Origin of the sequence: Bradyrhizobium sp. AUGA SZCCT0176 (assembly GCF_018130145.1) — a bacterium.
GTDB lineage: Bacteria > Pseudomonadota > Alphaproteobacteria > Rhizobiales > Xanthobacteraceae > Bradyrhizobium.
Genome location: NZ_JAFCMB010000032.1, coordinates 26,222 through 49,824, shown reverse-complemented (window position 1 = coordinate 49,824; position 23,603 = coordinate 26,222). Strand labels below are relative to the sequence as shown.

At 63.4% G+C, this 23,603-nt stretch carries 22 protein-coding genes and 1 pseudogene; 10 read left to right on the top strand and 13 right to left on the bottom strand.

The window, feature by feature from the left end; genetic code table 11:
- The first annotated feature begins 427 nt into the window (after window positions 1-427).
- The 5 genes from JQ600_RS34880 to JQ600_RS34860 all read left to right on the top strand — a co-directional run bounded on the left by JQ600_RS34880 (window position 428) and on the right by JQ600_RS34860 (window position 5,105).
- Window positions 428-742, top strand: a complete 315-nt coding sequence (locus JQ600_RS34880; RefSeq protein WP_212263641.1) for a helix-turn-helix transcriptional regulator — start codon at window positions 428-430, stop codon at window positions 740-742.
- Window positions 743-791: 49 nt separating this feature from the next.
- Window positions 792-2,156: an NAD(P)-binding domain-containing protein gene (locus JQ600_RS34875; protein WP_212388292.1), complete on the top strand. Its 1,365-nt coding sequence runs from the start codon at window positions 792-794 to the stop codon at window positions 2,154-2,156.
- Between the two features lie 52 nt (window positions 2,157-2,208).
- Window positions 2,209-3,378: an MFS transporter gene (locus JQ600_RS34870; protein ID WP_212388467.1), complete on the top strand. Its 1,170-nt coding sequence runs from the start codon at window positions 2,209-2,211 to the stop codon at window positions 3,376-3,378.
- A gap of 134 nt (window positions 3,379-3,512) precedes the next feature.
- Window positions 3,513-4,679 (top strand): MFS transporter, encoded by a 1,167-nt coding sequence (locus JQ600_RS34865; RefSeq protein WP_212388291.1) that lies wholly within the window; start codon window positions 3,513-3,515, stop codon window positions 4,677-4,679.
- Between the two features lie 9 nt (window positions 4,680-4,688).
- Window positions 4,689-5,105, top strand: a complete 417-nt coding sequence (locus JQ600_RS34860) for a RidA family protein (protein ID WP_212388290.1) — start codon at window positions 4,689-4,691, stop codon at window positions 5,103-5,105.
- Window positions 5,106-5,111: 6 nt separating this feature from the next.
- Here the strand turns inward: JQ600_RS34860 and JQ600_RS34855 are convergent, their stop codons facing one another.
- Window positions 5,112-5,606, bottom strand: coding sequence for a GNAT family N-acetyltransferase (locus JQ600_RS34855; RefSeq protein WP_212388289.1), 495 nt, complete (start codon window positions 5,604-5,606; stop codon window positions 5,112-5,114).
- A 57-nt stretch (window positions 5,607-5,663) separates the two neighbouring features.
- On the bottom strand, window positions 5,664-6,548 hold the full coding sequence (locus JQ600_RS34850; protein ID WP_249136238.1) for a DMT family transporter: 885 nt from the start codon (window positions 6,546-6,548) through the stop codon (window positions 5,664-5,666).
- Window positions 6,549-6,630: 82 nt separating this feature from the next.
- On the opposite strand from JQ600_RS34850, the gene JQ600_RS34845 reads away from it, so the two are divergent.
- Both JQ600_RS34845 and JQ600_RS34840 read left to right on the top strand, forming a co-directional pair.
- Window positions 6,631-7,458, top strand: a complete 828-nt coding sequence (locus tag JQ600_RS34845) for a helix-turn-helix domain-containing protein (RefSeq protein ID WP_212388288.1) — start codon at window positions 6,631-6,633, stop codon at window positions 7,456-7,458.
- A 13-nt stretch (window positions 7,459-7,471) separates the two neighbouring features.
- Window positions 7,472-7,936, top strand: coding sequence for a GNAT family N-acetyltransferase (locus JQ600_RS34840; RefSeq protein ID WP_212388286.1), 465 nt, complete (start codon window positions 7,472-7,474; stop codon window positions 7,934-7,936).
- 22 nt (window positions 7,937-7,958) lie between these two features.
- On the opposite strand, the gene JQ600_RS34835 is transcribed toward JQ600_RS34840, so the two are convergent.
- Window positions 7,959-9,185 carry an MFS transporter gene (locus JQ600_RS34835; RefSeq protein WP_212388284.1) on the bottom strand — a complete coding sequence of 409 codons (1,227 nt, stop codon included), beginning with the start codon at window positions 9,183-9,185 and terminating at the stop codon, window positions 7,959-7,961.
- A 269-nt stretch (window positions 9,186-9,454) separates the two neighbouring features.
- On the opposite strand from JQ600_RS34835, the gene JQ600_RS34830 reads away from it, so the two are divergent.
- Both JQ600_RS34830 and chrA read left to right on the top strand, forming a co-directional pair.
- A complete protein-coding gene (locus tag JQ600_RS34830; RefSeq protein ID WP_212263648.1) occupies window positions 9,455-10,273 on the top strand; it encodes a chromate resistance protein ChrB domain-containing protein in 819 nt (272 codons plus the stop codon).
- Window positions 10,273-11,673: a chromate efflux transporter gene (gene chrA / locus JQ600_RS34825; RefSeq protein WP_212388464.1), complete on the top strand. Its 1,401-nt coding sequence runs from the start codon at window positions 10,273-10,275 to the stop codon at window positions 11,671-11,673. The genes JQ600_RS34830 and chrA overlap by 1 nt, the downstream gene beginning before the upstream one ends.
- Before the next feature lie 78 nt (window positions 11,674-11,751).
- On the opposite strand, the pseudogene JQ600_RS34820 reads toward chrA, so the two are convergent.
- Together JQ600_RS34820 and JQ600_RS34815 are read right to left on the bottom strand one after the other, a co-directional pair.
- Window positions 11,752-12,276, bottom strand: a pseudogene (locus tag JQ600_RS34820) (NYN domain-containing protein); the annotation flags it as partial.
- A gap of 37 nt (window positions 12,277-12,313) precedes the next feature.
- Entirely contained in the window at window positions 12,314-12,646 is a 333-nt protein-coding gene (locus JQ600_RS34815) for a hypothetical protein (RefSeq protein ID WP_212263650.1), read from the bottom strand.
- 253 nt (window positions 12,647-12,899) lie between these two features.
- Here JQ600_RS34815 and JQ600_RS34810 point away from each other — a divergent pair, with 253 nt between their 5' ends.
- The gene (locus JQ600_RS34810) at window positions 12,900-13,994 is read left to right on the top strand and encodes an AraC family transcriptional regulator (protein ID WP_312010957.1); all 1,095 of its coding nucleotides are present in this window, start codon (window positions 12,900-12,902) and stop codon (window positions 13,992-13,994) included.
- A 31-nt stretch (window positions 13,995-14,025) separates the two neighbouring features.
- On the opposite strand, the gene JQ600_RS34805 is transcribed toward JQ600_RS34810, so the two are convergent.
- The 8 genes from JQ600_RS34805 to lepB form a co-directional block, all read right to left on the bottom strand.
- The gene (locus tag JQ600_RS34805; RefSeq protein WP_212263651.1) at window positions 14,026-14,961 is read right to left on the bottom strand and encodes a cation diffusion facilitator family transporter; all 936 of its coding nucleotides are present in this window, start codon (window positions 14,959-14,961) and stop codon (window positions 14,026-14,028) included.
- Window positions 14,962-15,024: 63 nt separating this feature from the next.
- Complete coding sequence (locus tag JQ600_RS34800; protein ID WP_212388279.1) at window positions 15,025-16,971, bottom strand: PQQ-binding-like beta-propeller repeat protein; 1,947 nt, start codon at window positions 16,969-16,971, stop codon at window positions 15,025-15,027.
- A 216-nt stretch (window positions 16,972-17,187) separates the two neighbouring features.
- Window positions 17,188-19,443, bottom strand: coding sequence for a DNA topoisomerase IV subunit A (parC, locus tag JQ600_RS34795; protein ID WP_212388275.1), 2,256 nt, complete (start codon window positions 19,441-19,443; stop codon window positions 17,188-17,190).
- 196 nt (window positions 19,444-19,639) lie between these two features.
- The gene (gene recO, locus JQ600_RS34790) at window positions 19,640-20,392 is read right to left on the bottom strand and encodes a DNA repair protein RecO (RefSeq protein ID WP_212263654.1); all 753 of its coding nucleotides are present in this window, start codon (window positions 20,390-20,392) and stop codon (window positions 19,640-19,642) included.
- A gap of 161 nt (window positions 20,393-20,553) precedes the next feature.
- A complete protein-coding gene (locus JQ600_RS34785; protein ID WP_212263655.1) occupies window positions 20,554-20,934 on the bottom strand; it encodes a hypothetical protein in 381 nt (126 codons plus the stop codon).
- A 32-nt stretch (window positions 20,935-20,966) separates the two neighbouring features.
- Window positions 20,967-21,881 carry a GTPase Era gene (gene era, locus JQ600_RS34780; RefSeq protein WP_212388271.1) on the bottom strand — a complete coding sequence of 305 codons (915 nt, stop codon included), beginning with the start codon at window positions 21,879-21,881 and terminating at the stop codon, window positions 20,967-20,969.
- On the bottom strand, window positions 21,871-22,695 hold the full coding sequence (gene rnc, locus JQ600_RS34775) for a ribonuclease III (RefSeq protein WP_212388268.1): 825 nt from the start codon (window positions 22,693-22,695) through the stop codon (window positions 21,871-21,873). The genes era and rnc overlap by 11 nt, the downstream gene beginning before the upstream one ends.
- Window positions 22,692-23,450 carry a signal peptidase I gene (lepB, locus tag JQ600_RS34770; protein WP_212038338.1) on the bottom strand — a complete coding sequence of 253 codons (759 nt, stop codon included), beginning with the start codon at window positions 23,448-23,450 and terminating at the stop codon, window positions 22,692-22,694. The genes rnc and lepB overlap by 4 nt, the downstream gene beginning before the upstream one ends.
- Window positions 23,451-23,603: the final 153 nt, after the last annotated feature.

Genomic DNA, 23,603 nt, shown 5'->3' with positions numbered 1-23,603 from the left:
GAGATCACGGCATAAGCCGTAAAGCCATTGCGCAGGGAATGTCGGATGTTCTCCGCTGCCCTGTATGCTCGTGTGCACTTTGTTTTGTGCAAACCGCACGCGAGACCGCGGGTGCAGCGCGCATCCGGCATTCCCTGCGCCCTCTCATTTGAGGGTGGGAAGTTTCCAGCAAAACTCGGGCGTAATGCGTCGCGAGAACGCGAACACACATTCAGCTGTCATCACCCGCCCATGCGGGTGACCCAGGATCCCAGAGACGGCAATGATTGAACCGAGAAGCCCCGGCGTACTGGGTCCCCCGCTTTCGCGGAGGACGACAGCCTTGTGCAGAACGACCCTATCGACTTTCATCACGGGCAAAACTCACTATTTCCATACTTCTAGAAATACGGTTGACAACCCCGGATTCGGGCGTCATTCTGCCGTCATGAAACTCGATGACGCCGCCGCACACCTCGAGGCCCTGGGCAATCCGACCCGGCTCAAAATCTATCGCGCGCTGGTTCGCGCCGGCGACGCCGGAATGTCGGTCGGCCGGCTGCAGGACAAGCTGAAGATCGCGCCGTCCACCCTCTCGCATCATATCAAGACGCTGATGGTGGTGGGCCTGATCAACCAGGTGCGGGACGCAACCACACTCGTATGCCACGCCAATTACGACGTGATGCGAGGGCTGGTGGAGTTCCTGGTGGCCGAATGCTGCACCGGCTCCGAAAGCAATGATACGCAGACCGCGGCGTGAATTTGCGCCGCCCGTAATTTCGATATTTCTAGTTTGATGGGAGAACAGTATGAGCGAGGCAAAGTCCGTTGCGATCATCGGCGCCGGCCCGGTTGGCCTTGCCGCCGCCGCCCATGTGCTGGAGCGCGGGCTCCGGCCGATCGTGCTGGAAGCAGGCAGCAGCGTTGGACATTCCGTTCGGCAATGGAGCCATGTCCAGTTGTTTTCGCCCTGGGAATACAACATCGATCGCGCCGCGGAGCGTCTGCTCGCGGCAACGGGGTGGAATTCGCCCGACCCGCAGCACTATCCGACCGGCGCGGAATTGCTGGAGGGCTACCTTGAACCGCTCGCGGCCAAAACCGCCCTTACCGATCACATCCACACCTCCAGCCGCGTCACCGACATCAGTCGCGCTGGTTTCGACAAGCTCAAGACCAAAGGACGCGAGTCAGCGCCGTTCGAAATTCGCTATCAGAACGGGCAAGGCCCGAAGGTCGTCAAGGCTGACGCCGTGATCGACGCGTCAGGCACCTGGCATTCGCCCAATCCGGCCGGCGCCAATGGCCTCCCCGCCATCGGCGAGGCGCAGGCGGCGAGCAAAATCGCCTACGGCATGCCCGATATTCTGGGAAGAGATCGCGCGCGCTACGCCGGCAAGACCGTCGCCGTGCTGGGCGCCGGTCATTCGGCGATCGGTACGCTGACCGATCTCGCGCGGCTCGCCGCCGAGGTGCCGGAAACACGTCCGATCTGGCTGTTGCGCGGCAACGATCCCGCCAAGGCCTTTGGCGGCGGCGAGAACGACAAGCTGGTTGCACGTGGCGAGCTTGGCGCCGCCTTTGCATCGCTGGTCGCCGCTGGCCGCATCAGGGTCGAGAGCGAGTTTCGGGTTTCGCACATCACGGCGGAGGGCCCTCGCCTCACCGTCGCGACCGGCGCGGGCAGTTGCTGCCGTCAAATCGTTGTCGACGAGCTGATCGTTGCAACAGGCTTTCGGCCGGACCTGAATTTCGTGCGCGAGCTTCGCATCCAGCTTGATCCGGCTATCGAATGCCCGGTGGCGCTGGCGCCGCTGATCGATCCGAACGAGCATAGCTGCGGCACCGTGCGGCCCCACGGCGCGCGTGAACTGGCGCAGGCCGAACCCGGCTTCTATTTCGCCGGCATTAAGTCCTACGGCCGTGCGCCGACCTTCCTGATGCTGACGGGCTATGAACAGGTCCGTTCGATTGCCGCCGATATTGCCGGCGATCACGCGGCGGCAGAGCGCGTCGAACTGGTGCTGCCCGAGACCGGCGTTTGCAGTCGCGCGGACGCGCCCGGCGCAAGCCAGTGCTGCGGCGGACCGGCGCCGTCAGCTGTTGACGCCTGCTGCGTCGAGGACGCTAATGCCAAGCAACAAGGCAAAACGGGATGCGGCTGCGCGTCCTGAACGAACCGGGGTGAAACGCATTTCCTTAAACGGCCGATCCGTCATCGTCGCGATGTGTGTGGGGCAGCTCGGCAGCCTGCTTCCGCATGTCGTGGTGCCTTCCATTCTCGCGGCGTTCCTGATTCCGGAATGGCATCTGAGCGGCGCGCAGGCCGGCCTGCTCGCCGGCTCGGGCGCTGCGGGCTACATGTTGACCGTGCCGGTGCTGGCGACGCTGACCGACCGGATCGACGCGCGCAAGATTCTAATCGCCGGCTCCGCGGTCAGTGCACTCGGTACATTGCTGTTCGGCCTGTTTGCCACCGGCCTCTGGTCCGGGGCGTTGTTCAACGCCATCGCGGGCATCGGATTTGCGGGCGCTTACATGCCGGGGCTCAAGGCGCTGACCGACCGGCTTGCACCGGGCGATTCATCACGCGCGGTCACGTTCTACACATCAAGCTTCTCGTTCGGCGTCGGACTGTCGTTCCTCATCTCGCAGCTCGTCGCGGAGGCCTGGGGCTGGCGCGCTGCCTTCCTGGTGACGGCGCTGGGCCCGCTGGTGATGCTTTCCGTGTGCTTCCTGCTGCAGCCGGTGACGCCGAAGCCCGCGCAAGGCCGTTTGCTGGATTTTGCGCCGGTGTTTCGCAACACCAGCGCGATGGGTTTCGTTCTCGGCTATGGCGCGCACTGCTTTGAGCTTTACGGCATCCGAACCTGGCTGGTGGCGTTCTGGACATTCGTGGCGGCTAGGAGTTCGGACGGCTCGATCCTGACCCCCGTCGTCGTCAGCGTGCTGTTCTCCGTGCTCGCAATGCCCGCAAGTATTCTCGGCAATGAATGCGCGATCCGGTTCGGCCGCCATCGCGCCATCACTGCGGTGATGTTCAGTTCGGCCGTCGTGGCGCTCTTGATCGGCGCGTTCGCCGACAAATCGCCATGGCTGCTGCTGCCGCTGATCCTGGCCTACGCCATCACCGTGCCCGCCGATTCCGGCGCGCTGACATCGGGGATGACGATGGCGGCGGACCCAAAGTACCGCGGGGCAACGATGGCCGTGCATTCGACCGTCGGCTTCAGCCTTTCGGCTTTGGGCGCCTGGGCCCTTGGCGTTGCGCTGGATGCGGCCGGTGGACCGTCGAGCGCCTCCGCCTGGACGGCGGCGTTTACCGTGCTCGCGGTGGGTATTCTGCTTGGGCCATTGGCACTCTACTGGTCGAGACGGACCACGGTTCAGGCATGAGTGCGACACAAGCCTGTTGCCACCTGACGTCATGGCGCCTAGGCTCCAAGTTGTCTATTATCATAGACAACTTGATTCCGGCACGCTGGAACGACGGCAACGACAACAAGCAGGCGCAACGAAAAAGATAAGCCATGAGCGCACGCCCCCTCCCCATCATCATCGCGCTCGGCACCACGCAGACGCTGGCCTGGGCATCGAGCTATTACCTGCCGGCCATTCTGGCCGACCCGATCTCACGCGATCTCGGGGTCTCCTCGAACTGGATATTTGCCGCCTTCTCCGCCGCCCTGGTGATCTCGGCTTTGCTTGGCCCGCGCATCGGCCGGCAGATCGACCTGGTCGGTGGCCGGCCGGTGCTGTCGATGTCCAATGTGATATTCGCGGCCGGACTGACGCTGCTTGGGTTCAGCTATTCCATTCCGGTGATGGTTCTCGCCTGGCTACTGCTTGGCATAGGCATGACCGGCGGCCTCTACGATGCGGCGTTCGCCGCGCTCGGGCGCATCTACGGCAATGAAGCGCGGCGCTCGATCACCGGCATCACGTTGCTCGCGGGTTTTGCATCCACGGTCGGATGGCCGCTGTCGGCCTGGGGGCTGGAGACCATCGGCTGGCGCAACACCTGCTTTGCCTGGGCGGCCGCGCATATTCTGATTGGGCTGCCGATCAATTTGCTGATGCTGCCGGCGGTCCAGGGCGCCAAGGCTGCGGTGGCGAACGCGGTCAAGCCGCACATCCCGATCGACCGCACCATGATCCTGCTGGCCTTCGTGTTCGCCGCCGCCTGGACCGTCACCGGTGCGATGGCCGCGCATCTGCCGCGCATCATGGAAGCGGCCGGCGCCACCACCGCGCAGGCGGTGTTCGCCGGCGCCCTGCTTGGCCCGGCGCAGGTGGCGGCGCGTATCTTCGAGGCTGGCTTCCTCAGCCGCTTTCATCCGCTGGTCTCGACCAAGCTCGCATGTGTCACGAATCCGATCGGCGTGGCGATACTCGGATTGGCCGGTGGCGGGGCGGCCAGCGTGTTCGCGATCTTCTACGGCGCCGGCAACGGCATCCTCACCATCGCGCGCGGCACGCTGCCGCTGGCGATCTTCGGCCCCCAGAATTACGGCTATCGCCTCGGCATCATCGGCGCGCCGGCGCGGATGGCGCAGGCCGCCGCTCCATTGCTGTTCAGCCTCTTGATCGACATTATGGGCAGCCGCGTTCTGATCGTCTCCTCCGCGCTCAGCCTCGCCGCGCTGCTCGCGCTGTTTTTGGTGCGCAGCCATCCGCCCATGACGACACAATCATGAGGACTCCCAATGGTAGATGCCACGACGCCGTCGATCCGGCGCATCAACCCGCCCGAACTCGGCACCCCACCCGGCTATTCGCAGATCGTTGACGTCAGTCCGGGCCGCCTCATCTTCATCGCCGGCCAAACCGCGCTCGATCGCGACGGCAATGTGGTCGGCAAGAACGATTTTGCCGCGCAAGCAGAACAAGTGTTCGAGAACCTTACCATCGCGCTGCGGGCAAGCGGATGCACGGCCGCCAACCTGGTCAAACTCACGGTATTTCTCACCGACATGGACAATCTCGGCCGCTACCGGGAAGCCCGGAACCGCTTCTTTGTCTCCGTCACGCCGCCGGCCGCGCCCGCGGTCACGCTGGTCGAGGTGTCGAAGCTCTATGGCCCCGATTTCCTGATCGAGATCGAGGCCATCGCCGCGGCGTGAGTCGCCTCAATCCCTGAAGCGCGCCATGATGACCTCGTCGTGGAAGACACCATTGATCAAAATCGCACGCCGCTTGATCCCTTCCTCGACGAACCCGGCCTTGCGGTAGAGCGCCGCGGCGCTCGGATTGTCCGCAAACACGCCGAGTTCGATGCGCAGATATCCAAACGCATCCGCGGCCACGAGGGATTCCCGCAGCAGACGTTCACCCAGCCCCTGACCGCGCCACTGCGGCAGCAATCCCATAAAGAGATCGCCGACATGCGCCATCACCTCGCGTGAAGCCGGTGGGATGTTGCACCAGCCGATGACCTCCCGATCGGCGATGGCGACGAACTGCGGGTAACCCTTTTCGATGTTGCGGCGGACGAAGGCCGTTGCGCGTTCGATCGGCGGCGCCTCGATAAGCGCGAGATATCTGTGCTCGCGGGCCACCACACCGACGGCGGCATGGAAGCTCTCAATGTCTTCCTCGCGAATCTGACGGACCTCGATCGTCATGGCGCGACTTCCTTGCAACTCAGAACGGCGGCATCGGATGATATCCGGCCTGGCAACTTAGGGTAACCCCTTCGCCGCCGACGTCGCGATCCAGATGCCGGCGAACACCGCGACCAGCCCGAGCACGAGGTTCGGCGTGATCGGCTCCCCGACCAGCTGCGTGGCGAGCAATCCCGCCGCCAGCGGGTTGACGGTCATGGTGTTGGCCACGCGGGTCGGCGACGCCCGCTCGAGCGCCAGCACCCACAGGATGAACGCCAGCGCGCCGCCGGCGATCCCGAGATAGAGGCCTGCGATCCATTGCGCCGTTCCGAACTGGCTCAAGACCGCGACGCTCCCGGTCAGGGAGCCCACCAGGATCAGCGCGGCGGCACCCGTGCCCATGCCGACGGTGAGGAAGCCTAGCGCGCTCGATCGCTGGATGAACGGACGGGACCAGACGTTGTAGAACGCCATGCACAAGACGGCCGCCGTCATGATCAGTTCGCCGCGCCAGGCGCCCGCCGGCGCGCTCGAGAGCCCCGATGCCAGGGCCGCGAAGACGCCGAGCACGGCGATGCCGACGCCGACCGATTTCCGTTTCGTCAGCGGCTCGATGCCGAGCAAGGCGCCGACCACCATGGTGTGCAGCGGCAGCGTCGCCAGCGCGAGGCTGGCGCGCGCCGCGGTCGTATAGGACATCGCGATGTTGTAGAGGACGAAGAACACGCCAAAAAAGCAGAAGCCCAGTGCGGCGACGGCAGGCCAATCCCGGCGCTGCGGCCAGCGCGCTTTCAGGAGCAGCGCGGCAGGCAACACGCAGCAAAAGCCGATGCCCCAGCGCAGGATCGCCATCGTGACCGGATCGGTATTGCCGGCGAGATAGCGCGTGATCGCCGCCGCGGTCCCACCGAGAGAACTCGATACCAATGCAATTGCGACACCGACCCATTCGCCGCCCAATGCCTGTCTCCCATGTCTTGCCAAGCTGGCTTGTGCCATCTTGCCGGTCGGCAAGGTTTCGGCAACTACCTGGCAGGTACTCATGGCGCTCCAGCAGGATTTCGCGGCAAACCTCCGCTGGTGGCGACGGAAGCGAGGCCTGTCGCAACTCGAACTCGCCGGGCGCACCGAGATTTCGCAGCGGCATCTGAGTTTCCTTGAACTGGGTCGCGCAGCGCCGAGCCGGGACATGGTGATACGGCTTGCGATCGCCCTCGACGTGCCGCTGCGCCAGCATAATTCGCTGCTGATCGCGGCGGGCTTTGCGCCGGTGTGGCGGCAGACCAACCTCGCCGCGCCCGAGCTCGGGCAAATCCGCACTGCGCTCGATTTCATGCTGGCCCAGCAGGAGCCGTTTCCTGCGGTTGCGGTCGATCGGCACTGGAATCTGCTGCAGAGCAATTCCGGCGCCGTCCGGCTGGTCGAATTTCTGGTCGGGCCACTCCCGCCGGACACGCCGATCAATCTGGCCGACGCGCTGGTTGCCCCTGATGTGCTGCGGCCGCATTTGGTGAACTGGGTCGAAGTCGTCGGCTATTTCATCCGGAGCGTGGAAGCCGACGCTGCCGCTGACGGATCAACCGAGACCGCAGCGCTTCTTAAACGATTGCTCGCTTATGAAGGCGTGCAGGCGGCGGTCCATGCGCCCCCTGCCGAACTGGCTATCTCGCCAGTGCTTCCCATGCATTTCCGCAAAGACGGGATCGATCTGCGGCTGTTTACGACCATCGCCACGCTGGGCATTCCGCAGGATATTACGCTGCAGGAACTTCGCATCGAAAATTTCTTCCCCCTGGATGACACCACCGCCCGCATCCTGCGCGGCTGGGCTGCCGAAGACGCATCGCGCACAACGCTTCGCAGGGACTGAACGAGGGTGAACCATGTCTGCTGATCTGCTCATTCGTGCCGTCGAGCAACCCGATCTTCCGGCGCTGCTGGAATTATATCGCGACTTGAATCCCTCCGATCCGCCTCTCGCGATCGAGGATGCGACATCGATCTGGCGGCAGCTCTCGGGCTACAAGGGAAGCGCCGTTTTCGTTGGGGTCCGGCAGCACGTGCTCGTCACGTCCTGCACGCTCGTCGTTGTGCCGAACCTGACCCGCGGCGGCTTGCCCTATGCGCTGATCGAGAACGTGGTCACCGGCGCAAACCATCGCAAGCAGGGACACGGCGGCGCCGTTCTCAAACACGCGGTCGCCGAGGCCTGGAAACACAATTGTTACAAAGTCATGCTGTTGACGGGATCGAAAAGCCCGGCGACGCTGAAATTCTATTCTGGCGTCGGCTTTGAACAGAACAAGACCGGATTCCAGATCCGGCAGTTACCGGTGCGTCAGGAATGATTTGTGCTGCCTCCCCACCGCGTCAGGACGACTCCTCGGGCGGCTTGATGTGGCGGAACGAGAACAGCAGCGCGAGGTCGTAGCCGATCTTCAACGCGCCGCAGACCACCAGCGGCAGGCCGGAAAACGCCGTCATCAGCAGCGCGCCTGAGATCGCCGGGCTGATCGCGGACGCAAGGCTGCGCGGCACCGCGGTGACGCTGGCGGCGGCGGGCCGCTCTGCGGGTGTCACGACTGCCATCACATAGGAGGTGCGGGTCGGCACATCCATTTGCGACAGCGCCGAACGCAGCAACAACAGCCCCAGCGCCAGATAAAGATTGGGCGAGAACGCCGCCAGGATCAGGAACACGCTGGAGGGGATGTGCGTGAACACCATGGTGTTGACGAGGCCGATGCGCCTGGCGAGCCAGGCGGCGACCGGATAGGAGAAGGCGCTCAGCGTGCTCGACCAGAAGAAGAACAATCCCGCCGCAGATAGTGAAAGATCGAAGCGCTCGAACAGCCACAGCACCAGCAACGACTGCGCGACGAAACCGCCCGCGAACGCATCGATGCTGAACAGCGCGGCGAGCTTGTAGACAGTGCCGCGCGAAGGCCCGAGCGGCGTCTGCGGCGCCCGCTCCTCGCCGCGCGTGTGCGGGACACGACGATAGAGCGCGGCGCAGAGCATGCCGAGCGCGGCGTAGGCATAGAACATCAGGCGGAACGCGCCGAGCTGGGTGCTGCCGCTGGCAACGAGAAAATCGGGCAACGACGCCGCCAACGATCCCGCCGCGGTGGCCAGCGCGCCGATCAGGCTGTAGCGGGCAAATATCTGCGTGCGGCGCTCGTCGGCCGCGCTGTGCGCGAGCACCGCATGTTCGAGCGGCACCAGCACGCCGAGGTCGCCGCCGGACGGATTGATGGTGCCGATAAAGGCGACCAGCACGATCAGGACGAAGTGCTCGACGCCCGGGAACGCAACCCCGGTGGCCGCCATCAGGCCCGCGCCGAACATCAGTAGCGGACGCAAATCATGACGGGGCGCGATCCAGCCGACGATCAAGGTCAGCAGCGCGGTTCCCAGCAGCGAGGCGGTGGCGACGATGCCGACCGCGATGGCGTCGTAACCCAGCAGCGTCATGTAGGCCGGCAGGATAATGATCGCAAAACCGTCGCCGAATCCGCGCAAGCCCCGCGCGACATAGAGCAGCGTGATCAGCGAGGCTGCGGTAGACGATTTGGACTCTGTGGGAATGCTGGCCATCGATCCATGCTTTCATGCGCAACTCGACACGTCGAGCGGTGCGCAGAGCTTGGACGGCGGACCGTCTGACGGGGAGCCTGCTTTGTCCCCGATATGACGCATGCTAGGTCCGGACAATGAATTCCGCAAGCATCGGGCCCGCAGGATGGGTGCATGGGTTGACAGCCGAACCGGCAAGCAGTTAATTCGGCGCATGGGGACCATGCGATCTCCCCACGAGGCGACATGCCCAAGTATCGCGCCCGTTTTCTCTTAACGAGGGCGCAACCATGTCATCCTACACCACGATATCTCCAGATAAACTTGCACGGTTGATCGGCACGGCGAACATGCCTGTCCTGATCGACGTCCGTACCGACGAGGATTTCGCCGCCGACCCGCGGCTAATTCCCGGCGCCGTCAGGCGTAGCCATCAGGATGCCGCCAATTGGGGCGAGGAGTTCTCCGGCCGTCCCGCCATCGTGGCTTGCCTGCGCGGCCAAAAGCTCGCGCAAGGCACCGCCGCCTGGCTACGGCATCTCGACGTGTCGGCCGAAACGCTCGAAGGCGGCTTTGAAGGCTGGAAGGCTGCCAAGCTGCCGCTGGTGCCGGCCGAAAAGCTGCCGCCGCGCGACGCGCGAGGCCGCACCGTCTGGGTAACGCGGGCGCGGCCGAAGATCGACCGCATCGCCTGCCCCTGGCTAATTCGCAGATTTGTCGATCCAAACGCGGTGTTCCTGTTCGTCGCACCGTCGGAGGTGATCGCGGTCGGCGAGCGCTTTAACGCGGCGCCCTTCGACGTCGAGAACGTGTTCTGGAGCCACCGCGGCGAACTCTGCACCTTCGACGTGATGATCGAGGAATTCGGTCTGGCGACGCCGGCTCTGTTGCGGCTGGCGACGATGGTCCGCGCCGCCGATACCGGCCGGCTCGACCTTTCGCCGGAAGCACCCGGGCTGCTGGCCGCCTCGCTCGGCCTGTCGCGAATGTTCGACGACGATCTCGAGCAATTGGAGGCCGGCATCACGCTGTATGACGCCTTCTATCGCTGGTGCCGCGATGCGACCGGCGAAACCCACAATTGGCCGAGCAACAAGGCGAAGTCGTAATGGAAGCGACCATCAACAAAACAGCCGAAGCCGGTGCCAACAGCGAATACGCGCACGGCATCAGCTTCGGCGAGGCATTCCGGGTCTGGCTGCGGGTGGCGTGCTTAAGTTTCGGCGGGCCCGCAGGCCAGATCGCAGTGATGCATCGCATCCTGGTCGAGGAAAAGAACTGGATTTCCGAGAGCCGGTTCCTGCATGCGCTGAACTACTGCATGCTGCTGCCGGGGCCGGAGGCGCAGCAGCTCGCCACCTATATCGGCTGGCTGCTGCACCGGACCGCCGGCGGCATCATGGCCGGCGGACTTTTCATCCTGCCCGGCATCATCGCCATCATGGGGCTGAGCTATATCTACGCGGCCTACGGCAATGTCGGCTTCGTCGAGGCGGTGTTCTTCGGGCTGAAAGCGGCGGTGCTCGCCATCGTCGTGCAGGCCGTGGTGCGGGTCGGCAAACGCGCGTTGCGCAACCGGGTCATGATCGCGCTGGCGGGCATCGCCTTTGTCGCGATCTTTTTCTTCAATGTCCCCTTCCCGATCATCATCATCGCCGCCGGCGTGATCGGCTATCTCGGCGCGCGGAGCGGCCGGCCGGAATTCGCCGCGGTCGAACATGGCGGCGGCAAGAAAACGGCTGTTGTCGACAGCCTGCTCGGCGAGGAGTTGCCCGAGCATGTCCGCCCGAGTGTATCCAAGGCGCTGAAAGTCAGTTCGGTCTGGCTGCTGCTATGGCTGGTGCCGGTGGCCGCGCTGCTGATCGCGTTCGGCCAGGACAATGTGTTCAGCCAGATCGCGCTGTTCTTCTCGAAGATGGCGATGGTGACGTTCGGCGGCGCCTATGCCGTGCTGGCCTATGTCGCCCAGCAGGCCGTCGAGCACTATCACTGGGTGCAGCCGCGCGAGATGCTGGACGGTCTCGGCATGGCCGAGACCACGCCGGGCCCGCTGATCATGGTGCTGCAGTTCGTCGGCTTCATGGCCGCCTTTCGCGATCCGGGCACGCTGTCGCCGATGATGGCGGCAACCCTCGGCGGATTGCTGGCGACCTGGGTCACCTTCATGCCCTGCTTCCTCTGGATCTTCCTCGGCGCGCCCTTCATCGAGACCCTGCGCGGCAACAAGGGGCTAGCCGGCGCGCTAACCGCAATCACCGCCGCCGTGGTCGGCGTGATCCTCAATCTGTCGATCTGGTTCGCGCTGCATACGCTGTTCCGGCAGACGACGCCGGTTCGATCGTTCGGGTTGTCGTTCGACATGCCCGTGCTGTCGAGCATTGATATTGCCGCGTTCGTGCTGGCGGCTGCCGCCGCCACCGCGATCTTCCGCCTCAATGTCGGCATGCTCTGGGTGCTGGCGGGGTCCTGCGCGGCGGGCGTGACGCTGCGGCTGACGGGGATGATTTGAGGGGCGGCGCTGCCGCCGACCCGTCTTAACCACGAAACAGGCGTTCGACCCCGTCGCACGAGTCAGAAGTCAGGCCGCTTCCCGACCGATTCTGTTTTGCAGTTCCGCAATGTCGATGAATCCGTCGGCCTGACGACGCAATTCTTCGGCGACGATCGGCGGCTGGCTCGAAATCGTCGAGGCTATGGTGACGCGGACGCCTCGCCGCTGCAGCGATTCAACCAGCGCGCGGAAAGCGCCATTGCCAGAGAACAACACGATTTCGTCAAGATGCACGGCGAGCTGCATCGCATCGACCGCCAGTTCAATATCCATGCTGCTCTTGAACTTGCGGCGACCGCCGGCGTCGGCGAACTCTTTCGATGCCTTGGTAATGACGGTGTAGCCGTTGTAACCAAGCCAGTCGACCAAGGGACGGATCGAGGAAAATTCCTGATCCTCACTGACAGGCGTGTAGTACAATGCCCGCAACAACGAACCGCGGTTCTGAAATTCCAAGAGCAGACGCTTGAAGTCGATGTCAAAGCCGAGCGCCCTGCCGGTTGCGTGAAGATTGGGGCCATCGATGAAGATCGCCATTCTGCCGGGCTCTGATCGCAACATATTACCGTCCTTGAACCGAGAAAAAAATGAGCGTCGTTCAGACCGGTGCGTCACCGGCTTCCGGCTCATCAGCTTCATTCAAACGTTCCGCTTGCGAAACCATGTCGTCGAATGCAGCGATCGCCGCGTCGATCTCGCGGAAGCTGCAACAATCGACCGACACCTTTGTGTCGTGATCGAACAACTCGATCCACAACGCTGGCTCGTCGCCCACGGGCGATGAAACATTGAAAATTCGGATTTCGTGTATTCCGATCCTCACGATCGAGATCACGCTCGGCACAGAGGCACTCTCCGGAATGCCGGACAGCGCTATGAACGCCTGCGTTACTCGCAATCTGCCGGACGTATGGCCGGATTTCGTGCACATCTTGCAATCCCTGAATGGCGGTATCAGACACCGCGTTCGGCGCCCTACACACATCCGCGCGCTGTGAAACCTGGGAGATACCGCAGCAAAAATCGCGCAACCGAAACCGGCCGGCTCGAAGCGGCAATTCATATCTAGCAGACAGCCCGCATCCGGCTTGCTATCCTGCGCCAATTATTTGATCTTCTGCGCCAAGATGCCCCCTCGCGGCGAACAGACCGCAAACGGATGTCGCAATAGAGGATGATGTCTCGTGCCTGCTACCAAACCGGGGCGCATCGATTCGATTCCGAGTGCCTCAGGCGGTATCGCCCGGATGGTTTGCGCTGAGCTGCGCGAACGAGGTATTCCTCTGGCGCCACTTTTGTCGAAGGCCGGATTGAGCGTTGAGCAGATTGATGATCGCGCCGCCCGCGTCGAGGTCCAGGGCCAAATCAAGATTCTGAAACTCGCTGCCGACGTGCTGCAGGATGGCCTTTTGGGCTTTCATCTGTCGCGGGAGTATGATCTTCGCGAGATCGGTCTGTTTTATTACGTCCTGGCATCCTCCGAAGTCTTGAATGACGCCTTGCAAAAGGCAGCACGCTACAGCCGGATCACCAACGAGGGCGTTTCACTGACATATCGCGCCAACAAGGAAGTCGCGATCTCCTTGGATTACGTCGGCGTCGAACGACGCTCGGACTACCATCAAATCGAATTCTGGCTGGTTTCCCTCGTTCGCCTGTGCCGGCAACTCACCAACCGCCGATTGATACCGAGCAAGATCAGGCTGGTTCACCACCGCAAGAACACGCCAGCCGAATTTCGGTCGCTGTTGGGATGCGAAATCGAATTTGGGGCCGGAGCGGATGAATTGGTTTTTCCAAGTGCGATCGCACAGCTGCCCATCGTCAGTGCCGACAGCCACCTCAATCAGCTCCTGATGCAATACTGCGAAGATGCTCTCGCCCATCGGTTGCCGGCCCGCACCAGCCTGCGCGCAAGCGTGGAAAATGTAATGGCTCCGTTGCTCCCGCATGGAACGGCGAACGCCGTCGAAATCGCCCGCCACCTCGGCATGAGCCATCGGACTCTGGCGCGCAAGCTCTCGGCGGAGGGACTGACCTTCTCGGACATCGCAGAGGAGCTGAGGAGCGACCTCGCGGGTCATTACCTGGGCGATACCGACCTTCCGATTTCGCAGATTGCCTGGCTGCTCGGTTACCGCGAAGTCAGCGCCTTTACTCACGCATTCAAGCGCTGGACCGGGCTTACACCACGACAGTCGCGGGCACAGCATCCGCCTGCGGCTGTCGGCGGGGCTTCAAAAATCCGGCAGCGCCTCCGGAAACCATCCGGCCGATAGGTTACCGGCCTCTCGTGCCGGCGTAATCGCCTTACACCCGCTCCGCCGGCGCGAGCTTGCAGACCGCGCCGCTGGACTCGATCTGCAGCGTCGCGTGATGAATGTTGAAACGGTGCGACAGCTCCTCGCAGACCCGATGCAGGAATGCGTCGTCGCTGCCGTCAGGCCGCACCAGATGCGCCGTCAGCGCGGTCTCGTTGGTGCTCATGGCCCAAATGTGGAGGTCATGCACTTCCGAGACGCCGTCGAGTGCGCCGAGATAGTCCCTGACCTTTGCCAGTTCGATGCCGCGCGGCACGCCGTCGAGCGCGAGATTGACGCTGTCGCGCGCCAGCCCCCACCCGCTCACGAGCACCACACCGGCGATGGCAAGGCTGATCGCGGGATCGACCCACAGCCATCCCGTGAACATGATCACCAGGGCCGCGACGACCACGCCAAATGACACGCCGGCATCGGCGGCCATGTGCAGATAGGCGCCGCGAACATTGAGGTCGCCATGGCGGCCGCGCATGAACAACAGGGCCGTGCCGCCGTTGATGGCGATGCCGAGTGCAGCAACCGCAACGACGGTCCAGCCGGCCACCGGCGCGGGTTCCTGCAGGCGATTGATCGCCTCGACGATGATGCCGCCGACCGCGACCAGCAGAAGGCCGGCGTTGAACAGCGCCGCGAGGATCGAGGCCCGCCGGTAGCCATAGGTATGCCGCTGGGTCGGTTGCTTTTGCGCGAGCCACGCCCCGCCCCAGGCCAGCAGCAGCGCGATCACGTCGGAGAGATTGTGAACGGCGTCCGAAATCAGCGCCAGCGAATTGGCGGCATAGCCGAAGATCAGCTCGGCGGCAACGAACGCCGCATTGAGCGACGCGCCGATGGCAAATGCCCATCCGAAACTGTCGGGCGCATGGCTATGCCCGGCGTGGTCATGTACGTGGGAGTGGTCGTGGTGGTGGTGTGCGTGCGCCATGAATCCGATATAGCGCACCCAGATGCGAATACTATCACAGCGTCCTGCACAGCGCCCTGCCCGTCAGAGCGAGACCGCGATCAGTTCCTCCACCAGAGGACCGCCGCCGACCGGAAACACGATGAACTGCCTGCCGCCGGCCATATAGGTGATAGGCGCGCCGACGGCGTTGGCCGGCACCGCGATCTCTGCCAGCATCTCGCCCGAGGTCTTGTCGTAGACCCACAGATGCGGACTGAAATTGTTGAGATCGGCGATGCGGCGCGTTCCACCCGCAGGCAGCCGCGGCGCGCCGAAATAGCCTGACTGTACAACGATCATCACCGTTTTCGTGATCAGCGCCCAGCTACGTGTGGGAAATCCCAGCCGCTCACGTATGCCCAAGGCTTGAATGGTCGGAATAAGCTCGGCACGCCCGATCGGAATCCGCCAGCGATGCTCGCCGCTGTTCATATCGATGGCAAGCATGCTGCCGAATGGCGGCTTGAGCAGCGGCAAGCCACGTGGCCCGGACAGGTAGCGGAATTCGCCGATAAAGTCGTAGCGCGACTCCCCCGGCGCTGGCCTGCGAACGGTGATCACAAACGGCAGCCGGTAGGTGCTGACATAGAGCATGCCGGTGTCCGGATCGATCGCCGCACCTGCCCAGTTGCCGCCGCCGGCGACGCCGGGTACCTGGATGGTGCCTCGTTCCGACGGCGGGGTGAACAGCGGACCGTGATCGTATTTCGCCACGATGTCTCTTGCCTCCTGACGGAGTTCAGGCGTGAAATCGATCAAGTCTTCGTCGCGCACGCCCTGAAGGTCGATCGGGGCCGGCCTCGTCGGAAAGGGCTGGGTCTTCGATGCAATTTCACCGGGAACGGTCGAAGCTGGCACCGGCTGCTCCTCGATCGGCCACACCGGCTGGCCGGTGACGCGATCGAACACGTAGACGAACGCCTGCTTGGTCACCTGCGCCACCGCCTTGACCGCTTTGCCGCCGACGGCGATGTCGATCAGGGTTGGCGCTGCCGGGGTGTCGTAATCCCACAATCCATGATGCACGAGCTGGTAGTGCCAAACCTTTCTGCCGGTGGCTGCTTCGAGACACACGATGCTGTCGCCGTAAAGCCCGTCACCGGGACGATGCCCGCCATAGTAATCGTTGGTCGGCGTACTCACCGGCAAATAGACATAGCCGAGTTCTTCATCCGCGCTCATCGGCGCCCAGACATTGGCGTTACCCGCCTCGCGCCACGAATCCCGCTGCCAGGTCTCGACGCCCGCCTCTTCGCCCTGCGGCACGGTGTGGAAGGTCCAGAGCAGCCGGCCGGTCACGACATCGAAGCCGCGTACGTCGCCGGGCGGCGACGGGCTTTTCCGCCACCAATCCATGACAGACGATCCAACCACGATGACGCCGCGTACGATCACCGGTGGTGAACTCATGGTGTAGTAGTCGCGGTCGACCTCGCGGCGCAGACCCTGCGTGAGATCGATCCGGCCGGCATTGCCGAAGCCCGGCACCGACTTTCCGGTCTTCGCATCCAGCGCGATCATCTGCGCAAATGCCGTGAGCATGATGATGCGCTCGTCCTCGCCATTGCGCCAATAGGCGACGCCGCGATGCAGCCAGCCGTCATTGGCGGGAATGCCGAGTCCGTTTTCGTAAACCTTGGGATCAAACACCCATTTGGTTTCGCCGGTGACGGCATCGACGGCGGCAACCTGTGACAGCGATGTCGAGGTGTAAAGTACACCCCCGACCATCAGCGGCGTCGATTCATGGGCGCGGGTCGGGCCGACGGACGGATTGGCTTGCTTGACCGCCATGTCCGGCGACTTCCAGCGCCAGGCGACATGCAGGCTTTTCGCGTTGGTCCGCTCGATCTGCGTGAGCGGCGAATAGCGCGACGCGGCGTAGGTCCCGGCATAGGCCGGCCATTCTCCTTGCGACAATGCCTTGGCTGATTCAGGCAGCGCACCGGGGATGGCCTGAGCGTTGAGCAAAGACGGCATGGCGAGCATCAGGACTGCTCCGCCGATCGTTGCGATGAGTCGTTGCCATTCCGCTTTGCGCAATGCCGCCTCCCCTTTTCTGGAGAGCATCGGCGAGAACAGGGATGCAGTCAAAGGGCATCCAGCAAAACCGCGAGCGGATAACGAAATCGTAATCCGCCGCCAAGACGTGGATGCCCGGCACAAGGCCGGGCATGACGACGTTTGGTATAGCCCGTCTCCGTCCTACTCCACACCCCGCAGGAACTTGTTCGACTTCGGCAGGCCGTGCGCGAGGCGGCCAGCGTCGGCGCGGTTGCCGCGCCAATCGGCCAGTTCCTTCCAGCTCATGCTTTGGTCGCGGCCGGCGGAATCCTTCCAGCCGAGCCCCGCCTTGGAATCGAATACCGCGACGTCGGATAGTTTCGCGCTGGTGTATTTCTGCAGCCGCACGCCGCGGCCGCGCGCCATCTCCGGCACCTGGTCGAGCGGGAACAGCACCATCTTGTGGTTGGTGCCGATCACAGCGACGGTGTCGCCGGCAACGGTCGTGATCGCGCAGGCCTCGTTCGGCATTTCGACGTTGAGCACCTGTTTGCCCTTGCGGGTGTTGCCGACGCAATCGTCTTCGTTGACGATAAAGCCCTGCCCTTCGTGGCTCGCGATCAGGAATTTGCGGCCGCCCTTGTTGACGAACAGCGACACGATCGCGGTTTCCGGCTCCATGTCGATGAACATGCGGATCGCCTCGCCATGGCCGCGGCCGCCCGGCAGCTTTGCGACGTCGAGCGAGTAGAATTTGCCGTTGGTGGCGAACACCAGCAGTTTTGAGGTGGTCTCGGCGAAGAACGCATGGTCGAGCTTGTCGTCGGTCTTGAAGGCAAGCCCCGAAATATCCTCGACATGACCCTTGAGCGTGCGCACCCAGCCCTTTTCGGAGATCACCACCGTGCACGGCTCGCGCTCGACGAAGGCCTCCTCGATCGCGGCCAGATCGTGCTCGGGTGCATCCGCGAAGGTGGTGCGGCGCTTGCCGAGCGGCGTCTTCGGACCAAACATGTCGCGGACCTTGCGGACCTGATCGCCGACCTTGGACCATTGCTCGGTCTCGGAGCCGAGCAGCGCCTTGATGCCCTTCAACTCGGCCCGAAGGTTCTTGTCCTCGGTGCGGATCTCGAATTCCTCGAGCTTGCGCAAACGGCGCAGCCGCATGTCGAGGATGGCGTCGGCCTGGACCTCGGTCAGCTTGAAGGCCTTCATCAACTCCGGCTTCGGTTCATCCTCGGTGCGGATGATCTTGATCACCTTGTCGATGTTCAGATAGGCGATCAGATAGCCGCCAAGCACTTCCAGCCGGTTCTCGATCTGGGTCTTGCGGTAGTTTGAGCGGCGCAGCAGCACGTCGCGCAGATGATCGAGCCATTCGCGCAGACATTCGGCAAGGCCAACCACTTTCGGGATCTTGCCCTTGATCAGCACGTTGAGGTTCAGCGAAATCTTGCTTTCAAGCTCGGTCAGCCGGAACAGCGATTCCATCATCAGCGCGGGATCAACGGCGCGAGATTTCGGCTCGATCACGAGACGGACGTCTTCGGCGGATTCGTCCCTGACGTCGCCGACCAGCGGCAGCTTCTTCTCGTTGAGCAGTTCGGCGATCTTCTCCACCAGCCGGGATTTCTGCACCAGCCACGGGATCTCGGTGATCACAACGACCCAGGTGCCGCGCGCGCCCTCTTCCTGGGTCCATCGCGCGCGGGTGCGGAACGAGCCGCGCCCGGTCATGTAGGCTTCGGCGATCGCTTCCTTGGAATCGACGACGATGCCGCCGGTCGGGAAATCCGGCCCCTTGACCCATTTCAGCAGCGACTTCGATTTGGCATCCGGCTTGTCGATCAGATGCAGGGCGGCGTCGCACAGCTCGGCGGCGTTGTGCGGCGGAATCGACGTCGCCATGCCGACCGCGATGCCCTGGGAACCGTTGGCGAGCAGGTTCGGGAAGCCGCCCGGCATCACCACCGGCTCTTTGGTCTGGCCATCGTAATTGGGACGGAACTCGACGCCGTCCTCGTCAATGCCCTCCAGCAGCAGCTGCGCCACCGCGGTCATGCGCGCTTCGGTGTACCGATAGGCCGCCGGATTATCGCCGTCGATATTGCCGAAATTGCCCTGGCCGTCGACCAGCGGGTAACGCGAGGAGAAATCCTGCGCCAGCCGCACCATGGCGTCATAGATTGCCTGGTCGCCATGCGGATGGAACGACCCCATCACGTCGCCGACGATTTTGGCGGATTTCTTGAACGCCGTGCCGGGGTCGAGCCGCAGCAGCCGCATGCCGTAAAGGATGCGCCGATGCACCGGCTTCAGGCCGTCGCGGCCGTCCGGCAGCGCGCGATGCATGATGGTCGAAAGCGCATAGGTGAGATAGCGCTCTTCCAGCGCATCCCGCAGCATGACTTCATGGATTTCGGCCGGCTCTTCCGGCGGTAACGTTCGTTTTCCCATGGGGAGGGGTTAAACTTTTGGGCTGAATCGGGCAAGCCGCGAATCGGGCGTCATCCACTCACCCGTCGTCCCTGCGAACGCAGGGACCCATAACCACAGGTGTTTGTGGCAAAAAACGGCTGGGGCCACACGCCAATCGATGGGCCGGGGCGTATGGGTCCCTGCGTTCGCAGGGACGACGCGGGGAAGGAGCCCGTCAGACCGCGGAACTGATTCGCGCCCGGTATTTGGTCACCGCGTTGATAAATCCATCGCGGGCGTCGGAATGGCCCTGTCCGCGCGGCTCCAGCACGTGGCGGAGCAGGAACATGCCGGTCAACCGAAAGCCGTCCTGCAGGTCCTGGTCCGACCAGCCATTCGTCCCGCCCTCGCCCTCTCGCAAAAATGCCGGGAGCGGCAGCAGCCGTTCGCGGTAGGGCTCGCCGGCGCGCCGCGACACCGCACCGCCGGATTTCGGCGACACGTAAATCAATTCCGTTGTCTCGCCGGTCGCGGCGCAGTTTTCCAGGTCGAGCCCGAAGCCGAGTTCGGCCAGCATCGCCAGCTCAAACCGGATCAGATGCGCCGCGGCGCCGCCGACATCGTCGAAATCGTCCAGCGTGCGCTCGAACATCTCGTAGATGTCCTCGTGCGGATCGCGTTCCGGCAACAGCCGCACCAGCGAGGCCAGATGGGTGACGCCATAGGTCGCATGCGCCGACGCCAGCAAGGTCGCCGCGCGCAGCCGCGTGCCCTCGATGGCGTAATATCCGAGATGCTCGTCGAGCCGCGCCCGCCACACCGTGGTGACGCTGTTGCCGGGCTGCAGCAGCGGCCGCATCCGTTTCCCCGCGCCGCCGCGCACCAGGCCAAGGTGCCGGCCGTGGCTGCGCGTCAAGAGTTCGACAATGGCGGAAGATTCGCCATGCCGCCGCACCCCCAGCACGATGCCTTCGTCGGTCCATTCCATGGGCGGGAGTTTACAGGATTCCGGCAGCGCGGGCAGCTATCTCAGGATCGTCATTCCGGGGCGATGCAAGCATCGAACCCGGAATCTCGAGATTCCCCGGTGCGCAATTGCGCACCTGAGGTCTGGTGCTTACGCACCATCCCGGAATGACGGGCCTATCACTATGCGTTGAACCAGCCCACCGCATCGCCGGTGAAGGAAAAATACAGCCCCACCGTCGTCAGCGCGCAGGACACGACCTCGATCGCGCTGTCGAGTTGCAGGCCGTTCGCGCCGATCACCTGCACCAGCGAGATCACCGACAGCACCAGCGCCGCGGCCAGCACCCAGCGCGGCCAGTTCTTGCGGTCCCGCGCCGCGAGCCGGACGAAATAGACCAGCAGCAGGATCAGGCCCGCCGCCATCAGGGTCGCGACCATGATCATCTGCTCGGTCATGTCGGCTTTCGGCGTGCGGTCCTGGAACGCGACCGACACCGCATCCAGCGTCAGCGACAGATAGAGCAGCACTTCAAACCAAACTACGTTCCTGGGCAAGGTCATCGAAGACGCCGATCATCGCTGATGTTTCTTGATTATTCTTTGGGGAATTCAATTCCCATTTCGCGGTAGCGCTCCGGGTCGTCGCCCCAGTTCTCGCGCACTTTGACGAATAGGAACAGATGCACGGGTTGGCCTAATATCTCGGCGATTTCCTTGCGCGAATCCGCGCCGATCGACTTGATGGTGGCGCCGCCCTTGCCGAGGACGATCTTGCGCTGACTCTCGCGCTCGACAAAGATGGTCTGCTCGATGCGGACCGATTTGTCCTTGCGTTCGGTCCAGCTGTCGGTCTCGACGGTGGATTGATACGGCAGCTCCTGGTGCAGCTGGCGGTAGATCTTCTCCCGCGTGATCTCGGCCGCCAGATGCCGCATCGGCGCATCCGACATCTGGTCTTCGGGATAGTGAAACGGGCCCGCCGGCACCATTTTGGCGAGTTCGGCGCGCAGATCGTCGACGCCGTCGCCCGACAGCGCCGAAATCATGAAGGTGTGTTCGAACTTCATGCGGTCATTGGCGGCCTGCGCCAGCGCCAGCAATCTCTCGCGCGGGATCAAATCGATCTTATTCAGCACCAGGATTTTCGGATGCTGCACACTCGCAAGCCTGCTCAGGATCGCGTCCGCTTCCTCGTCGAGGCCGGCTTTGGCATCGAGCAGCACGCAGACCAGATCGGCGTCATGCGCCCCGCTCCAGGCGGTCGATACCATGGCGCGGTCGAGCCGCCGTTTCGGCGCGAAGATGCCGGGCGTATCGACCAGGATGATCTGCGCGTTGTTCTCGATCACGATGCCGCGGATCAGCGCCCGCGTGGTCTGCACCTTGCGCGACACGATCGTGACCTTGGAGCCGACCAACGCGTTGACCAGGGTAGACTTGCCGACATTGGGCGCGCCGATCAGCGCGACGAAGCCGCAAGCGGTCTGGGCCGGAGATTCAGCTGTCATTGCCACCACCGCCGACGCCTTCGCGCTCGATCATCACGGAGGCCGCAACCTTCTCGGCCGCACGCTTGCTGCCGCCGACGCCTTCGGCCGGCGCGAGGCCCGGCAGTTCCACGGAAACGCGGAACTCCGGATCGTGATGCGGCCCGGTGCGCTCGACCTCGCGATAGACCGGCGTCGGCATCCCCTTGCTCTGCGCCCATTCCTGCAACACCGTCTTGGGATCGCGCAGCGGCCGGCGCGGCTTGCGCATCCGCTCGGTCCAGTTGCGCTCGACGAATTGGGCGGCGGCGCCGTAGCCGCCGTCGAGAAAGATCGCCCCGATCACGGCTTCGCAGATGTCGCCGAGCACAGATTTGCGGAGCCGCGCGCTGGCGCTGGCGCCGACCTGGCCGAGCTTGATGTCGTCGACCAGTCCGAGCGACTTGGCGACATCGGCGCAGCTTTCCTTGCGCACGAGATCGGCGAGGCGTTTTGACAGCTCGCCCTCGTCGGCGTTCGGAAAGGCGCGATACAGCATGTCGGACACGATCAGCCCGAGCACATGATCGCCGAGAAATTCGAGGCGCTGATAGCTTTCGGCGCGATTGCGCGCGGGTTTCAGCGCGGACACATGCGTGAACGCGGTGGTCAGGAGGTTGGGATCGCCGAACTTGTGGCCGATGCGCGCTTCAAGCGCAGCCGCCGCGGCCTTCGCCGATTCCTTGGCCGAGCCCCTGCCGCGCTTCTTCTTGGGCGCAGGTTCGCCACCGGCATCAGGCTGCGGGCTCTCGCCCTGTGTCGGGGTATCCCTGATGACGGGCGTTTCGTCGTTCATCGCACGATTGAAAAAATGCGATTCCAGCGCACCGCGGTCGGCCAGCGCCAGAACATCCAGGCATGTTCGCCCTCGGCAATGGAGAAGAAGATCATTTGCGCCCGGCCGACGATGTTTTCAAACGGCACATAGCCCACCGCCGACAACACGCGGCTGTCGGTCGAATTGTCCCGGTTGTCGCCCATCATGAAGAAATGGCCGGCCGGCACGGTATAGATGGTGGTGTTGTCATAGAAGCCGTTGTCGACGCAATCGAGCGACTCATAGGAGACGCCGTTCGGCAATGTTTCCTTCCAGCGCTTGACGCGCGCGGTGGCGTCGGAGCCGCACGGGTCCTCACCGATGAAATCGCTCAGGCGCTCGCGCTTGATCGGGGCGTCGTTGATGTAGAGCAGTCCCTCGCGCATCTGGATGCGGTCGCCCGGCAGGCCGATCACGCGCTTGATGTAATCGGTGGAATCGTCCTTCGGCAGGCGGAACACGACGATATCGCCGCGCGACGGCTCCGAGCCGAAAATGCGGCCCGAGAACAATGGCGGCGACAGCGGGATCGAGTAGTGGCTGTAGCCGTACGAATATTTCGAGACGAACAAATAGTCGCCGACCAGCAGCGTCGCCTTCATCGATCCCGAGGGAATGTTGAAGGGCTGGAACAGGAAGGTGCGGATCACGAGCGCGATCAGGAGGGCGTGGATGACGACACGGATGGTTTCGCCCAAGCCGCTTTCAGTTTTTGTCCCGGATGTCACGCTCATCGCTTTCCCAATTCCCGCAAGGCTGCTTCAAGCAAGGCTAGTCTTAAACAGAGGCTTGGCCTGCACGGTGGCAGAACGTTTTCCTCACGCGAATCGAGAGTTCCGTTCGCGTCAAGAAAATGGTCTTCGATACTGATGTTGAAGGCAAATTCC

Excerpts from the sequence above, each read along its gene's own strand:
- JQ600_RS34880 (WP_212263641.1), top strand. The coding sequence starts at position 428 with ATGAAACTCGATGACGCCGCCGCACACCTCGAGGCCCTGGGCAATCCG.
- JQ600_RS34875 (WP_212388292.1), top strand. The coding sequence starts at position 792 with ATGAGCGAGGCAAAGTCCGTTGCGATCATCGGCGCCGGCCCGGTTGGC.
- JQ600_RS34870 (WP_212388467.1), top strand. The coding sequence starts at position 2,209 with ATGTGTGTGGGGCAGCTCGGCAGCCTGCTTCCGCATGTCGTGGTGCCT.
- JQ600_RS34865 (WP_212388291.1), top strand. The coding sequence starts at position 3,513 with ATGAGCGCACGCCCCCTCCCCATCATCATCGCGCTCGGCACCACGCAG.
- JQ600_RS34860 (WP_212388290.1), top strand. The coding sequence starts at position 4,689 with ATGGTAGATGCCACGACGCCGTCGATCCGGCGCATCAACCCGCCCGAA.
- JQ600_RS34855 (WP_212388289.1), bottom strand. The coding sequence starts at position 5,606 with ATGACGATCGAGGTCCGTCAGATTCGCGAGGAAGACATTGAGAGCTTC.
- JQ600_RS34845 (WP_212388288.1), top strand. The coding sequence starts at position 6,631 with ATGGCGCTCCAGCAGGATTTCGCGGCAAACCTCCGCTGGTGGCGACGG.
- JQ600_RS34840 (WP_212388286.1), top strand. The coding sequence starts at position 7,472 with ATGTCTGCTGATCTGCTCATTCGTGCCGTCGAGCAACCCGATCTTCCG.
- JQ600_RS34835 (WP_212388284.1), bottom strand. The coding sequence starts at position 9,185 with ATGGCCAGCATTCCCACAGAGTCCAAATCGTCTACCGCAGCCTCGCTG.
- JQ600_RS34830 (WP_212263648.1), top strand. The coding sequence starts at position 9,455 with ATGTCATCCTACACCACGATATCTCCAGATAAACTTGCACGGTTGATC.
- chrA (WP_212388464.1), top strand. The coding sequence starts at position 10,273 with ATGGAAGCGACCATCAACAAAACAGCCGAAGCCGGTGCCAACAGCGAA.
- JQ600_RS34815 (WP_212263650.1), bottom strand. The coding sequence starts at position 12,646 with ATGTGCACGAAATCCGGCCATACGTCCGGCAGATTGCGAGTAACGCAG.
- JQ600_RS34805 (WP_212263651.1), bottom strand. The coding sequence starts at position 14,961 with ATGGCGCACGCACACCACCACCACGACCACTCCCACGTACATGACCAC.
- JQ600_RS34800 (WP_212388279.1), bottom strand. The coding sequence starts at position 16,971 with ATGCTCGCCATGCCGTCTTTGCTCAACGCTCAGGCCATCCCCGGTGCG.
- parC (WP_212388275.1), bottom strand. The coding sequence starts at position 19,443 with ATGGGAAAACGAACGTTACCGCCGGAAGAGCCGGCCGAAATCCATGAA.
- recO (WP_212263654.1), bottom strand. The coding sequence starts at position 20,392 with ATGGAATGGACCGACGAAGGCATCGTGCTGGGGGTGCGGCGGCATGGC.
- JQ600_RS34785 (WP_212263655.1), bottom strand. The coding sequence starts at position 20,934 with ATGACCTTGCCCAGGAACGTAGTTTGGTTTGAAGTGCTGCTCTATCTG.
- era (WP_212388271.1), bottom strand. The coding sequence starts at position 21,881 with ATGACAGCTGAATCTCCGGCCCAGACCGCTTGCGGCTTCGTCGCGCTG.
- rnc (WP_212388268.1), bottom strand. The coding sequence starts at position 22,695 with ATGAACGACGAAACGCCCGTCATCAGGGATACCCCGACACAGGGCGAG.
- lepB (WP_212038338.1), bottom strand. The coding sequence starts at position 23,450 with ATGAGCGTGACATCCGGGACAAAAACTGAAAGCGGCTTGGGCGAAACC.